Annotated in this window: 10 protein-coding genes; 8 read left to right on the top strand and 2 right to left on the bottom strand. The window is 64.5% G+C overall.

Annotated elements, in window-relative coordinates; all coding sequences use genetic code 11:
- Positions 1–306 precede the first annotated feature (306 nt).
- From hisS to LB515_RS07030, 6 genes are all read left to right on the top strand, one after another.
- Positions 307–1,818: a histidine--tRNA ligase gene (gene hisS, locus LB515_RS07005; protein WP_224707503.1), complete on the top strand. Its 1,512-nt coding sequence runs from the start codon at positions 307–309 to the stop codon at positions 1,816–1,818.
- 174 nt (positions 1,819–1,992) lie between these two features.
- On the top strand, positions 1,993–3,111 hold the full coding sequence (locus LB515_RS07010; RefSeq protein WP_224707223.1) for an ATP phosphoribosyltransferase regulatory subunit: 1,119 nt from the start codon (positions 1,993–1,995) through the stop codon (positions 3,109–3,111).
- The gene (gene hisG / locus LB515_RS07015) at positions 3,108–3,809 is read left to right on the top strand and encodes an ATP phosphoribosyltransferase (protein ID WP_224707225.1); all 702 of its coding nucleotides are present in this window, start codon (positions 3,108–3,110) and stop codon (positions 3,807–3,809) included. The genes LB515_RS07010 and hisG overlap by 4 nt, the downstream gene beginning before the upstream one ends.
- An 86-nt stretch (positions 3,810–3,895) precedes the next feature.
- Entirely contained in the window at positions 3,896–5,656 is a 1,761-nt protein-coding gene (locus tag LB515_RS07020; protein WP_224707227.1) for an AMP-binding protein, read from the top strand.
- A gap of 10 nt (positions 5,657–5,666) precedes the next feature.
- Positions 5,667–6,290 carry a poly-gamma-glutamate hydrolase family protein gene (locus LB515_RS07025; protein ID WP_224707228.1) on the top strand — a complete coding sequence of 208 codons (624 nt, stop codon included), beginning with the start codon at positions 5,667–5,669 and terminating at the stop codon, positions 6,288–6,290.
- A gap of 83 nt (positions 6,291–6,373) precedes the next feature.
- Complete coding sequence (locus tag LB515_RS07030) at positions 6,374–7,477, top strand: calcium:proton antiporter (RefSeq protein WP_224707229.1); 1,104 nt, start codon at positions 6,374–6,376, stop codon at positions 7,475–7,477.
- A 58-nt stretch (positions 7,478–7,535) separates the two neighbouring features.
- Here LB515_RS07030 and LB515_RS07035 read toward each other — a convergent pair whose 3' ends face one another.
- The gene (locus LB515_RS07035) at positions 7,536–8,444 is read right to left on the bottom strand and encodes a hydrogen peroxide-inducible genes activator (protein ID WP_224707230.1); all 909 of its coding nucleotides are present in this window, start codon (positions 8,442–8,444) and stop codon (positions 7,536–7,538) included.
- A gap of 172 nt (positions 8,445–8,616) precedes the next feature.
- Here LB515_RS07035 and katG point away from each other — a divergent pair, with 172 nt between their 5' ends.
- On the top strand, positions 8,617–10,824 hold the full coding sequence (gene katG / locus LB515_RS07040) for a catalase/peroxidase HPI (protein ID WP_224707231.1): 2,208 nt from the start codon (positions 8,617–8,619) through the stop codon (positions 10,822–10,824).
- Positions 10,825–10,888: 64 nt separating this feature from the next.
- On the opposite strand, the gene LB515_RS07045 is transcribed toward katG, so the two are convergent.
- Positions 10,889–11,566 carry an MIP family channel protein gene (locus LB515_RS07045; RefSeq protein ID WP_095769152.1) on the bottom strand — a complete coding sequence of 226 codons (678 nt, stop codon included), beginning with the start codon at positions 11,564–11,566 and terminating at the stop codon, positions 10,889–10,891.
- Positions 11,567–11,899: 333 nt separating this feature from the next.
- Between LB515_RS07045 and LB515_RS07050 the strand changes: the two genes are divergently transcribed.
- Positions 11,900–13,189, top strand: a complete 1,290-nt coding sequence (locus tag LB515_RS07050) for an RsmB/NOP family class I SAM-dependent RNA methyltransferase (protein ID WP_224707232.1) — start codon at positions 11,900–11,902, stop codon at positions 13,187–13,189.
- Positions 13,190–13,278: the final 89 nt, after the last annotated feature.

The raw sequence follows: 13,278 nt of genomic DNA on the forward strand, positions 1-13,278 counted from the left end.
ACGCGCTTTAATGGTCGCCGATTGTGTCGGCAGCATGCCGCGCCGACGGCGGAATTGTTTCGTTTTTCGCGTGGTCTGTTTCAGTTTTTCCTTCTTCCCTTGTGGGAGAAGGTGGCGCGAAGCGGCCGGATGAGGGGTGCTCTAGGGAATGCCGAGGCCTCACTCCGCTGGAACACCCCTCATCCGTCTCGGCGCTAACGCGCCGATCCACCTTCTCCCACAAGGGGAAGGCGAGGCGCTAACCCTTGCCGCTCCAAGCGGCATCGTTTAGGAAACGCGCGCCCATTGACCAGAAAGACCGATCCCATGGCCGACAAATCGGAAAAGACGAAAGCGCGGCTGCCGCGCGGATTCGCCGACCGCAGCGCCGAGGATATTCGTGCCGTCGAGAAGATGATGGCGACTATCCGCTCGGTCTACGAGCTCTACGGTTTCGAGCCGGCCGACCAGCCGATGATCGAATATACCGATGCTCTCGGCAAATTCCTGCCCGATCAGGACCGGCCGAACGAAGGCGTGTTCTCCTTCCAGGATGATGACGACCAGTGGCTGTCGCTGCGTTACGACCTGACCGCGCCGACGGCGCGTTTCGTCGCCGAGAATTACGACAGGTTGCCAAAACCCTATCGCAGCTACCGCTCCGGCTGGGTGTTCCGCAACGAGAAGCCTGGTCCCGGCCGCTTCCGCCAGTTCATGCAGTTCGACGCCGACACCATCGGTACGCCGGGTGTCGCCGCCGATGCCGAGATGGCGATGATGATGGCTGACGTGATGGAAGCGCTCGGCATCAAGCGCGGCGACTACGTCATTCGCGTCAACAACCGCAAGGTGTTGGACGGCGTGCTGGAAGCGATTGGCCTTGGCGGCGACGAGAACATTGGGCGCCGACTGCAAGTGCTGCGAGCCATCGACAAGCTAGACAAGTTTGGACCACAGGGGGTGAAACTCTTGCTGGGCAAGGGTCGTTGGGATGGCGGCAAGGAAGGCGAAGGTGATTTCACCAAGGGAGCCGGCCTTGACGATGTCCAAGTTGAGGCCGTTCTTTTCGCTACCGCAAAGCCTGATCGAGCCAGCGAGGGCCACCAAGATTCGGCTATTCGAGCGAGCCAATTCTTCAATGACGGTCTGGCTGAATTGTCCACTATCGAAGCTTTGGTCAGGGCCGCTGGCTATGGCGAAGACCGCATCGTGATGGATCGCTCCGTCGTGCGCGGCCTCGAATACTACACCGGCCCGGTCTTCGAGGCCGAGTTGCTGGCCGAGATCCCCAATGACGAAGGCCAAATCGTGCGCTTCGGCTCGGTCGGCGGCGGCGGCCGCTATGACGGGCTGGTCTCGCGCTTCCGCGGCGAGCCGGTGCCGGCGACCGGCTTCTCCATCGGCGTCTCGCGGTTGATGACGGCGCTGAAGAATCTCGGCAAGCTCGACGCCTCCGATGTCATCGCGCCGGTCGTGGTGCTGGTCATGGACAAGGACACCGAAAGCCTCGGCCGCTACCAGAAGATGGTCGCCGACCTGCGCGCCGCCGGCATCCGCTCCGAAATGTATCTCGGCGGCGCCGGCATGAAGGCGCAGCTGAAATATGCCGACCGTCGCGGCAGCCCGGTCGCTATCATCCAGGGTGGCGACGAGCGCGCCAAAGGCGAGGTGCAGATCAAGGACCTGATCGAAGGCGCGCGCCTGTCGGCCGAGATCGCCGACAATGCCGAATGGCGCGCCGCAAGGCCGGCGCAAGTGACGGTGGCGGAGAGCGAGCTGGTTGGCGAGGTGAAGAAGATCCTGGCGGCGCAGGCTGAGGAGCGCGCACGTGGCCGATAGGGCGCCGACCTCCCCTTCTCCCCTTGTGGGAGAAGGTGGCCGAGCGAAGCTCGGTCGGATGAGGGGTGTTGGAAGGAATGAGACGCCGGCGTTCCCTGGAACACCCCTCATCCGTCTCGGCGCTGCGCGCCGATCCACCTTCTCCCACAAGGGGAGAAGGGGAAGGGGCGCCGCATGACCTCCCGTCCCGCCATCGCCGCCGCCATCGTCGAACTATTCGCCGCCCGCGACACCCACGCCGTGGAAGTCGCCGTGCTGCAGCCTGCCGATCCGTTCCTCGACATGGCCGGCGAGGATCTGCGCCGCCGCATCTTCCTCACCGAAAGCGAGACCGGCAAGACGCTGTGCCTACGGCCCGAATTCACCATTCCGGTCTGCCTCGATCATATCGCCAGCCAGGCTGGCACGCCGCGCCGCTATTCCTATCTGGGCGAAGTGTTCCGCCAGCGCCGCGACGGCGGCAACGAGTTCTTCCAGGCCGGCATCGAGGATCTCGGCGACCGCGACACGGCCGCCGCCGATGCCCGTTCGCTGGCCGACGCGCATGCGCTGCTGTCGCTGGTGCTGCCCGGCCGGAAGCTCGCCGTCACGCTCGGCGACCAGACCTTGTTTGAGGCGGTGCTGGCCGCGCTCGGCCTGCCGCGCGGCTGGCGCATGCGCCTGGCGCGCGCCTTCGGCTCGGCGCCGATGCTGGAGGCCGCCCTTGCCGATCTCGCCAATCCGCCGCGCAACAGTCAGCTTTCCGGTCCGGTCGCGCTCCTGGTGCTCGACGGCGATGCGGAAGGCCTCGCCGCGCACATTGCCGACGGCATGGAGGAAGCCGGGCTGTCGGCGTCATCCGGCCGCGCGCCTGCCGACATTGCGCGCCGGCTGATCGAGAAAGCGCAACTGCGCAGCGTGCGGCTGTCCGACGAGGCGTTCTCGGCGTTGAAAGGCTTTCTCGAGATCGACGTCGCGCTCAGCGACGCGACCGCGGCGCTGGAAAAATTCGCCGCCGATGCCGGCCTGTCGCTGGGACCGGCGCTGGAGAATTTCGCCGCCCGCGCCAAGGCGATCGAGGCGCATGGGCTGTCGGCGGCAGAAATCCGCTATGACGCCGCCTTCGGCCGTCCGCTCGATTACTACACCGGCCTCGTCTTCGAGATCGCGGTCCAGGATGGCGATCGCCCGCTGGCCGGCGGCGGCCGCTACGACCGGCTGCTGACGCTGCTGGGAGCAAAAAAGCCGATTCCCGGCGTCGGCTTCTCGGTCTGGCTCGACCGTATCGAAGCCTTGCGGGAGAACGCCAAATGATCACACTGGCGATCCCGTCGAAGGGCCGTCTCAAGGAGCAATCGCTCGAAGTGCTGGCCAAGGCCGGCCTGGCTGTCGCCTTGCCAGAGGATGACCGCAAATACCGCGCCCGCATCGACGGTCTCGACAATGTCGAGGTGGCCTTCCTGTCCGCTTCCGAAATCGCTGGCGAGATCGGCCAGGGCGCGGTCGATCTCGGCATCACCGGCGAGGACCTTTTGCGCGAGAATCTCGCCGACTGGGAGGCGCGCGCCGAGATCGTCGCGCGCCTCGGCTTCGGCCATGCCGATGTCGTGGTCGCGGTGCCCGACATCTGGCTCGATGTCGACAGCATGGCCGACCTCGATGACGTCGCCGCCGATTTCCGCCAGCGCCACGGCCGGAGGCTCAGGATCGCCACCAAATACTGGCGGCTGACGCAGCTGTTCTTTTCGCTTAAGCATGGCATCCAGGTCTACCGCATCGTCGAAAGCCTCGGCGCCACCGAAGGCGCGCCGGCCGCGGGGTTGGCCGACGTCATCGTCGACATCACCACCACCGGCTCGACGCTGCGCGCCAACCACCTCAAGGTGCTGGGCGACGGCGTGATCCTGAAGTCGCAGGCTTGCCTCGTTGCTTCGAAGAAGCAGCGCGATGCGGCCGACGAAGCGATCCTGCGCGACATCGCCGCGAAAATGAGCGTCCTTCCTCCTGCCTGAGCGCCCTCAAGCAGAGGGGGACCATTGACGGATTTCCACCGTCCCCATCGGCTGATAGGCTGGCTTATCCCGGGAGGAGAACGGCGATGGCGATCAAACTCGACGAGCTCATGAACGCCACCAATCTGCGCAAGACGCGCAACAGCTTCGTTGCTCCGGTCGGCGGCAAGGCGCATGTGTCGGGCGACCGGTCGGTGCCGCTGCTCGACAAGACCATTCCGGAATTGTTTTCCGATACGGTGAGCAGATACGCGACGCTCGACGCCGCCGTTTTCGTCGGCCAGGACAAGCGTTTCACCTGGAGCGAGCTGTCGGACGCGGTCGACGCTTTGGCCGCCGGTTTCCTGGCGCTTGGCCTCGAAAAAGGCGATCGCGTCGGCATCTGGTCGCCGAACCGCTGGGAATGGCTGGTGACGCAGTTCGCCACCGCGCGCATCGGCCTGATTCTGGTCAACATCAACCCGGCCTACCGGCTGACCGAGCTCGAATACGCATTGAACAAAGTCAGCTGCAAGGCATTGGTCACCGCCGCGCAGTTCAAGACCTCCGACTATCTCGGCATGATCGAGACATTGGCGCCGGAGATCGCCAAGGTGGAGCCCGGCAAGCTCAAGGCTAAGAAACTGCCGGCGCTGGAAATCGTCATCCGCATGGGCGACGACAACTCGCCCGGTATGTTCAATTTCGGTGACGTGCTCGCAATGGCCGGTCGTGACGAGCATGACAGCCTCGACCGCATCTCCGAAGGGCTGAAGCCCGGCGAGGCCATCAACATCCAGTTCACCTCAGGCACGACCGGCGCGCCGAAAGGCGCGACGCTGACGCATTCCAACATCGTCAACAACGGCAATTTCGTCACCTCGGCAATAAAACTCACCACCGAAGACCGGCTCTGCATTCCGGTGCCGCTCTATCACTGCTTCGGCATGTCGATGGGTACGATGGGCTGCGTGTCGAAAGGCGCGACAATGGTCTTCCCGGGCGAAGGCTTCGATGCCGGCGCGACGCTGAAAGCGGTGGCGCAGGAGCGCTGCACTGGGCTATACGGCGTGCCGACCATGTTCGTCGCCATGCTCGACCATGCGGATTTTTCGAGCTTCGATCTCTCCAGCCTGCGCACCGGCATCATGGCCGGCTCGCCATGCCCGATCGAGGTGATGAAGAAGGTGGTGTCGCTGATGCATATGAGCCAGGTGACCATCGCCTATGGCATGACGGAGACCAGTCCCGTCTCCTTTCAGAGCAGCGTCGACGATCCGCTGGAAAAGCGTGTCTCAACCGTCGGCCGCATCCACCCGCATGTCGAGGTCAAGGCGATCGGCGCCGACGGTGCCACCGTCGCGGTCGGCGAGCCGGGCGAGCTCTGCACGCGCGGCTATTCGGTGATGAAAGGCTATTGGGACGACGCCGAAAGGACCCGCGAGGCGATCGACGCCGACGGCTGGATGCACACCGGCGACCTCGCCACGATCGACGCCGAGGGCTATTGCAACATCGTCGGCCGGGTGAAGGACATGGTCATCCGCGGCGGCGAGAACGTCTATCCGCGCGAGGTCGAGGAATTCCTCTATCGCCATCCCAAGATCAAGGAAGTGCAGGTCTTCGGCATCCCGGACGACAAATATGGCGAGGAGCTCTGCGCCTGGATCGTGCTGAAGCCCGATCAGATCGCCACCGCCGAGGAGATCAAGGCCTTCTGCGCCGGCCAGATCGCGCATTACAAGGTGCCGCGCTACATTCGCTTCCGCGCCGAGCTGCCGATGACGGTGACCGGCAAGCCGCAGAAGTTCCTGATGCGCGCGGCGATGGTGGAGGAACTTGGGCTGGTGGCGCAGAAGACGGCGTGAAACGGCATCTATGGACAACGAGTTTCCAAATTTCGCGGCGCTGAGGGCCGCCAAAATCGAGAACATAGATTATCGCATCGTCGTCCGGCGCGGCGCGCGAACCGGAAGTGCCATCGTCATGGCCCCGCATGGCGGCAAAATCGAGCCTCGCACCTCCCTGATCGCCGAGACGATAGCGGGGGCCGATCTCGATATGTATTGCTTTGAAGGGCTCATGCCGGAAAGCAACCGGGAGCTGCACATAACGTCCAGGAACTTTGATGAGGCAACCGCGCTCGAACTGTTGCGGACGAAGTCCACCGTCGTCGCCATCCACGGCCGTCAGGATCGCGACGATCCCTCGACAGTCTACCTGGGCGGCAAGGACGCCGCTCTGGTTTCAGAGATAGCCGGGCGTCTGCAGGAGGCTGGTTTCCAGACAAAAAGAGATAACCATCCCTTTCCCGGTATCCAGGATTCGAACATCGTCAACCGAGGGCTGACGGGGAAGGGAGCGCAGCTGGAAGTGCCTTTCTCGCTGCGCCACCGACTGGGCAACGAGCCGGAACTTCTGGAAAAATTCTGTGGGGCGGTTCGCAACGCCATCGAGACATTCGACGCCATGAACGGCGCCCGGTCTCCAATCATGTTTTGAATGCTGCAAGGATGCCCGTGAGAGGTGCTCCCCACGCGCTTTTCCGCTAAGTTCGCGCAAACGCCTGGCATTCGGGGGCTTCGATGACTGGCTACGGGCGATCGGTGATTTCCTACACGATGCCGTTGGCGGCGCTGGCTATGGCTTTCGCGGTCAGGGGCAGCGGCCTTTCGGTCGACGAAGGGTCACTGAACGCCAGGATACTCGTTGGGGTGCTGTCGAGCGCCATCATGTTCACCACCATTTTCGTCGTGCTCGACCACGCCGAGGCAGTCGCCTTGCGCGTGGGCGAGCCCTATGGAACTTTGGTGTTGACATTTGCGGTGACGGCAATCGAAGTATCGATCATCGTCTCCATGATGCTGCATGGAGAAAACAACCCGACGCTGGCGCGCGAGTCCGTTTTCTCGACGGTGATGATCACCTCCACCGGCGTGGTCGGCATCTGTCTCACGCTTGGCGGCTGGCGCTACCGCAAGCAGGCGATCCTGCGGCAAGGCACCAGCGCATACCTATCGGTTCTGATCGCGCTGACCGTGATGACGCTTATTCTTCCGACCTACACCCAGGCCACGGATCCCGGCACGTTCTCGGCGGCTCAGCTTGGTTTCGTAAGCGTTCTGTCTGTGCTGCTCTATGCGAGCTTCGTATTCGCCCAGACCGTCCGGCACCGGGAGGACTTCGTCCAGGGACAGGCGCACGACGCTCCGACGCGAACTGCAACCCAAGGAAGCATTTTGATCAGCACCCTGCTGCTGCTGAGCGGGCTCGTCGGCATTGTCCTGCTCGCCGAGCAGGTCGCCGCGAGCGTGGAGGATGCGCTCGCTGCCTACAAGGTGACCCAGGCCGACAGCATTGTGGGGGCAATGATCGCGGCGCTGGTTTTGATGCCGGAGGCGATCTCGGCGATCCGCGCCTCCTTCAAGAATGAGCTGCAGCGCAGCCTCAACGTCGCGATGGGCTCGGCCTGCGCCACGATCGGCTTGACGATACCGGCAGTCGCCGCCGCTAGCCTGCTGACGGGCAGGGGGTTGACCTTGGGGCTCCCGGCGTCCGATGCCGTGCTTCTGGTGCTGGCGCTTTTCATATGCAGCGTGAGCTTCAGCACCGAAAGAACGACGTTCCTGACCGGCATGGTGCATGTCGTGGTGTTTTTCACCTATGTGTTTCTGATCTTTGTGCCGTGAAATTTGCGGTGGGCCGAGCATTGGCGCCGCAGATGGAGAGGGGCATGGACCAGCCACCTCACACCCCCAGCACCGCACGGTCCAGCCCGCGTATGATCCGCGCCAGCTCCACGCATTCGTCCTGGCGCACCTTGTTCTTCCGCCAGGCCATGCAGATCGTGCGCTGCGGCATCGGCTCCTGGAACGGCACGATCCTCAGGTCCGGCATGACGCCGGCCGCACTTGCCGCCATTTCCGGAACCAGCGTGACGCCCAGCCCATGCGCCACCATCTGCAGGAGCGTCGTCAGGCTGGTCGCGCCGTAGCTTGCCATCGCCACCGGCCGCACATTGCCGCAGACGGCCAGGGCCTGCTCGCGCAGGCAGTGGCCTTCCTCCAGAAGCATCAGCCGCTCCAGCGCCGGGCTTTCGGGCGGCACCGGCGGCGAGGCGAAGGCCGGATCGCCGGCGGGAACGGCAAGGAAGAAGCGGTCTGGAAAAAGCGCTTCGGTGACGATCGCCGGCTGCTCGAGCGGCAAGGCCGCGATGAAGGCATCGAGCCGGCCGGACGTCGCATCCTCGACCAGGGATGCGGTCACCGCCTCGCGCAGTTCGAGCTGCAGGGCAGGGTAGTGCTTCTTCAACTCCGGCAGCACATGCGGCAGGAGATAGGGCGCGACCGTCGGGATGATGCCCAGCCGGAAGCGTCCTTCCATGGCCGGGCGGCCGCGCCGGGCAGTCGTCTCGACGTCACGTATATCCGCCAGAATGCGCTCGATACGCGGCTGCAGGGCGAGCGCCTCGTGGGTCATGCGCACCGCCTTGCCGCCGCGTTCGAACAACAGGCAGTTCAGCCGCTCTTCCATCTCGGCGATCTGCGCGGAAAGGGCCGGCTGGCTGACGCCGGCGAGTTTCGCGGCGCGGCCGAAATGCAGCGTCTGCGCCAGCGCGTCGAAATACTGCATTTGCCGGACGGTGAGGCCAATCATAAGAAAATCCTATCAAATGAAACAGGAAAGGCAATTTGTCTTTATCGGCTGGCCGGCCTAGTCTGGAATCATTCCAGGTTGGCGCGGCCAGTGGCTGCCCCCGAAATTTCGGGAAAATCAACCTCGGCAAAATTCAACCACGGCAAAACCTCGGCAGAATCGGGAGACTAAGATGGACGCGAAAACCGACGACAGCAGCGCTGGCAAATGCCCAGTGGCGCATGGATCCGCACGGACCAACCGCGACTGGTGGCCGAACCAGCTCGACCTTTCCGTTCTCCACCAGCAGTCGAACCTCTCGGACCCGATGGACGAAGATTTCGACTACGCCAAGGAGTTCGCGAGCCTCGACCTCGATGCGGTGATCGCAGACCTGCACAAGGTCATGACGGATTCGCAGGACTGGTGGCCGGCCGACTTCGGCCATTACGGGCCGCTCTTCATCCGCATGGCCTGGCACAGCGCCGGCACCTATCGCATCGGCGACGGCCGCGGTGGCGCGGGTGCCGGTCAGCAGCGTTTCGCACCGCTGAACAGCTGGCCGGACAATGCCAATCTCGACAAGGCGCGCCGGCTGCTATGGCCGGTCAAGCAGAAATACGGCCGCAAGATCTCCTGGGCCGACCTTCTGATCCTCACCGGCAACGTCGCGCTGGAATCGATGGGCTTCAAGACCTTCGGCTTCGCCGGCGGCCGCGCCGATGTGTGGGAGCCGGAGCAGGACGTTGACTGGGGCTCCGAAACCAAGTGGCTTGGCGACGAGCGCTATTCGGGCGACCGTGAGCTTCGCGGCCATCTCGGCGCCGTGCAGATGGGCCTCATCTATGTCAACCCGGAAGGCCCGAACGGCAAGCCGGATCCGGTTGCGGCGGCGCGCGACATCCGCGAGACCTTCGGCCGCATGGCCATGAACGACGAGGAGACCGTGGCGCTGATCGCCGGCGGCCACAGCTTCGGCAAGACGCATGGCGCGGGTGATGCCTCGCTGGTGGGCGCCGAGCCGGAAGGCGCCGGCATCGAAGCGCAGGGCCTCGGCTGGTCGAGCAAATATGCCTCCGGCATTGCCGGCGACGCCATCACCTCGGGCCTCGAGGTCACCTGGACGACGACGCCGACCAAATGGAGCAACAATTTCTTCGACAACCTCTTCAACTATGAATGGGAGCTGACGAAGAGCCCGGCCGGCGCGCATCAATGGACGCCGAGAGGCGGCGCCGGCGCCGGCACTGTTCCGGACGCGCACAATCCCTCCAAGCGTCACGCGCCGGCCATGCTCACCACCGACCTCGCGCTGCGTTTCGATCCGGCCTATGAGAAGATCTCGCGCCGCTTCCACCAGAACCCGGACCAGTTTGCCGACGCCTTCGCCCGCGCCTGGTTCAAGCTCACTCATCGCGACATGGGCCCGGTGGTGCGCTATCTCGGTCCGCTCGTGCCGAAGGAAGAGCTGATCTGGCAGGATCCGATCCCGGCCATCGACCACGAGCTGGTGAGCGAGGCTGACATCGCTGCGCTCAAGGCGAAGATCCTGGCCTCCGGCCTGTCGGTCTCCGAGCTGGTCTCGACCGCCTGGGCCTCGGCCTCGACCTTTCGCGGCTCGGACAAGCGCGGCGGCGCCAATGGCGGCCGCATCCGTCTGGCGCCCCAGAAGGACTGGGAGGTCAACGAGCCGGCTCAGCTCGCCAAGGTGCTGGCCAAGCTGGAAGCCATCCAGAAGGAGTTCAACACCGCGCAGGCCGGCGGCAAGAAGGTCTCGCTCGCCGACCTCATCGTGCTTGGCGGCGTCGCCGCGGTCGAGAAGGCGGCGAAGGACGGCGGCACGGAAGTCAAGGTACCCTTCACGCCGGGCCGCATGGACGCTTCGCAGGAGCAGACGGACGTCGCCTCCTTCGCCGCGCTGGAGCCGAAGGTAGACGGCTTCCGCAACTATGCCCGCGGCAGGTTGCCGATGTCGGTCGAAGCGATGCTGGTCGACCGCGCCCAGTTGCTGACGCTGACCGCGCCGGAAATGACGGTACTGGTCGGCGGCCTGCGCGTGCTCGGTGCCAATGCCGGCGGTTCCAAGCATGGCGTCTTCACCGACAGGCCTGGCCAGCTCACCAATGACTTCTTCGTCAACCTGCTCTCGATGGCGACCGTTTGGGATCCGGCGGCCGGGTCAGAGCCGGGCTCGGACGAGGTTTACGAAGCGCGCGACCGCAAGACCAAGGAGGTCAAGTGGACCGGCACCCGCGCCGACCTGATCTTCGGCTCGCACGCGCAGCTACGTGCGCTCTCCGAAGTCTACGCCTCGGCCGACGCCAAGGCCAAGTTCGTCAAGGATTTCGTCAAGGCGTGGACGAAGGTGATGAACGCCGACCGCTTCGACATCGCGAGATAAAGTCGTACCTCCCAAGCAAAAAGGCGCGGGTCATGCCCGCGCCTTTTACTTTATCGAACTGCGGTCAGTCTTTTTCGAAGACGCCGGCCTTGGCGACGACGCCGGCAATCGCGCCGCCGACCAGTGGCGCGACGATGAACAGCCAGAGCTGGCTGAGCGCAGCACCGCCCGAAAACAGCGCCGGGCCGATCGAGCGCGCCGGATTGACCGAGGTGCCGGTCACCGGGATCATGGCGAAGTGGATGCCCGCCAGCGTCAGTCCGATGGCCAGGCCGGCAAAGGCGGTGGTGTGCTTGGCGTTGGTGACGCCGAGGATCACGGTGACGAAAGTGAAGGTGCCGATCAGCTCCCACAGGAAGGCTGAGCTCATGCCCCATTTCGTTTCGTCCCAGCCATTGGCGCCGAAGCCGCCGGTGTGGCCGCCGACCTGGCCGGAAACGATGATCCACAGCGCCAGCGAGGCGATGATGGCGCCGATGATCTGCGCGATCCAGTAGGGGACGACGTCCTTGGCCGGCATCCGCCCTGCCAGGAACACGCCGAGCGTCACCGCCGGATTGAGATGCGCGCCCGAGATCGGGCCGATCGCATAGGCCGCGGCGATCAGGCCGATGCCGAACGCCAGGCCGATGCCTTCCTGTCCGAGCGGCAGCGCGCCGCCGAAGCCGCCCGTGACCACGGACGCGGTGCCGATGAACACCAACAAAAACGTGCCGAGAACTTCTGCCAGATAAGTCTTCATTGCCCTCTCCTCATAGGATCCGTCGAATCCGCGTTTCCCGCGTCGCGAATCACTACCGGAAGAGTATTCCTGCCGGAAACACTTGAAAAGCTTGGAGGTTAAGCCGGTTGGTTTTCTTGCAGGCGTCAATCAAGAACATTAGAAGTCTTTCATGTTCTGATCGATTGTTCTTGTTTCCTGACTCGGGCTCCCACCAACGGAAAAATCGTTCGGCCAAATGGGCCGGTCTTGAAACGCCATTTCATCGGCAAACCGAACGGAACTGTTTCAATCCTGGCCGGAAAGGCTTTATGAGCGGGCTGGAACCGATTTGTAACAGCTACGGAAAACGGGATGCGACTGGGCGGAAGGCTGGCGGCGGCGATAGAGGTTTTGGAAGACATCGGCCGGCGTCACCGGCCGGTGGCCGACGCGCTGCGCGACTGGGGCCTGTCGCATCGTTTCGCCGGCGGCGGCGACCGCGCCGCGATCGGCAACATCGTTTATGATGCGCTGCGCCGCAAACGCTCGGCCGGTTGGCTGTTCGGCGAGGACACGCCGCGCGCCATCGGCTTCGGCGCGCTTTTGCTGGAGTGGGGGCAGACGGCGCAGTCGCTCAACGATGCGCTGGACGGCGACAAATTCGCGCCGCCGCTGCTCAGCGCGTCCGAGTTGAAAGCGACTGCCGAGCGCAGGCTTGGCGAGGCCCCCGATGTGGTACGGGCCGATATCCCGGACTGGTGCGCGCCGCTGCTCGAGCAAGCCTATGGCGACGCCTGGGTCAGGGAAGGCGCCGCCTTGGCGCAGCGCCCGCCGCTGGACCTGAGGGTCAACACGCTCCAGGCCGATCGCGCCAAGGTGCTGGCCGAGCTCCAGGGCACCGGTGCCGCGCCTACGGCGATCGCGCCGCATGGCATCCGCATCCCGCCGATCGACGGCGACGGCCGGCATCCGAACGTGCAGGCCGAGCCTGCCTTCCAGAAAGGCTGGTTCGAGGTGCAGGACGAAGGCTCGCAGCTTGCCGCCGCGCTTGCCGGCGCCGAGCCCGGCATGCAGGTGCTCGATTATTGCGCCGGCGCCGGCGGCAAGACGCTGGCGCTGTCGGCCGAGATGGACAATCGGGGCCAGCTCTTCGCCCATGATGCGGAGAAGGTGCGGCTGGCGCCGATCTTCGAGCGCATCCGACGCTCGCACAACCGCAACGTCCAGGTCGTCAGCAAGCCCGCGGAGCTTGCGCCACTCACCAACCATATGGACATCGTGCTGATCGACGCGCCCTGCACCGGCAGCGGTACCTGGCGGCGGCGGCCCGACGCCAAATGGCGTTTGACGGAAAGGCAGCTCGATGCCCGCAAGGCAGAGCAGCAGGCGATCCTCGACACCGCGCAAGTCTTCGTCAAGCCGGGCGGCCTGCTGGTCTACATCACCTGTTCGGTGTTCGACGCCGAGAACGGCGAGCAGGTCGCCGCGTTCCGCGCGCGCCATGAAGGCTTCGCGCCGGTCGATCATCGCCAGCTGTGGGACAGCCGCTTCCCGGGCCATGAAGGGGCCGCGCGCATTGCTGATACCGGCGGTATCTCGCTGTCGCCGGCGCTCAGCGGCACCGACGGGTTCTATCTCCATGCCTTGCGCAGGACCGACTGAACACCGCCGGCTTTTGCTGCGCTGCAGCATAAAAGATTGCCTGTCTTGCCTGGCTCTGCAATAAACTTCGCCAGCAATGTGAGGCAAAG

Origin of the sequence: Mesorhizobium sp. CA15, from assembly GCF_020165215.1 — a bacterium.
GTDB lineage: Bacteria > Pseudomonadota > Alphaproteobacteria > Rhizobiales > Rhizobiaceae > Mesorhizobium.

Excerpts from the sequence above, each read along its gene's own strand:
- hisG (WP_224707225.1), top strand. The coding sequence starts at position 3,108 with ATGATCACACTGGCGATCCCGTCGAAGGGCCGTCTCAAGGAGCAATCG.
- LB515_RS07050 (WP_224707232.1), top strand. The coding sequence starts at position 11,900 with ATGCGACTGGGCGGAAGGCTGGCGGCGGCGATAGAGGTTTTGGAAGAC.
- LB515_RS07025 (WP_224707228.1), top strand. The coding sequence starts at position 5,667 with ATGGACAACGAGTTTCCAAATTTCGCGGCGCTGAGGGCCGCCAAAATC.
- LB515_RS07020 (WP_224707227.1), top strand. The coding sequence starts at position 3,896 with ATGGCGATCAAACTCGACGAGCTCATGAACGCCACCAATCTGCGCAAG.
- hisS (WP_224707503.1), top strand. The coding sequence starts at position 307 with ATGGCCGACAAATCGGAAAAGACGAAAGCGCGGCTGCCGCGCGGATTC.
- LB515_RS07010 (WP_224707223.1), top strand. The coding sequence starts at position 1,993 with ATGACCTCCCGTCCCGCCATCGCCGCCGCCATCGTCGAACTATTCGCC.
- LB515_RS07030 (WP_224707229.1), top strand. The coding sequence starts at position 6,374 with ATGACTGGCTACGGGCGATCGGTGATTTCCTACACGATGCCGTTGGCG.
- LB515_RS07035 (WP_224707230.1), bottom strand. The coding sequence starts at position 8,444 with ATGATTGGCCTCACCGTCCGGCAAATGCAGTATTTCGACGCGCTGGCG.
- katG (WP_224707231.1), top strand. The coding sequence starts at position 8,617 with ATGGACGCGAAAACCGACGACAGCAGCGCTGGCAAATGCCCAGTGGCG.
- LB515_RS07045 (WP_095769152.1), bottom strand. The coding sequence starts at position 11,566 with ATGAAGACTTATCTGGCAGAAGTTCTCGGCACGTTTTTGTTGGTGTTC.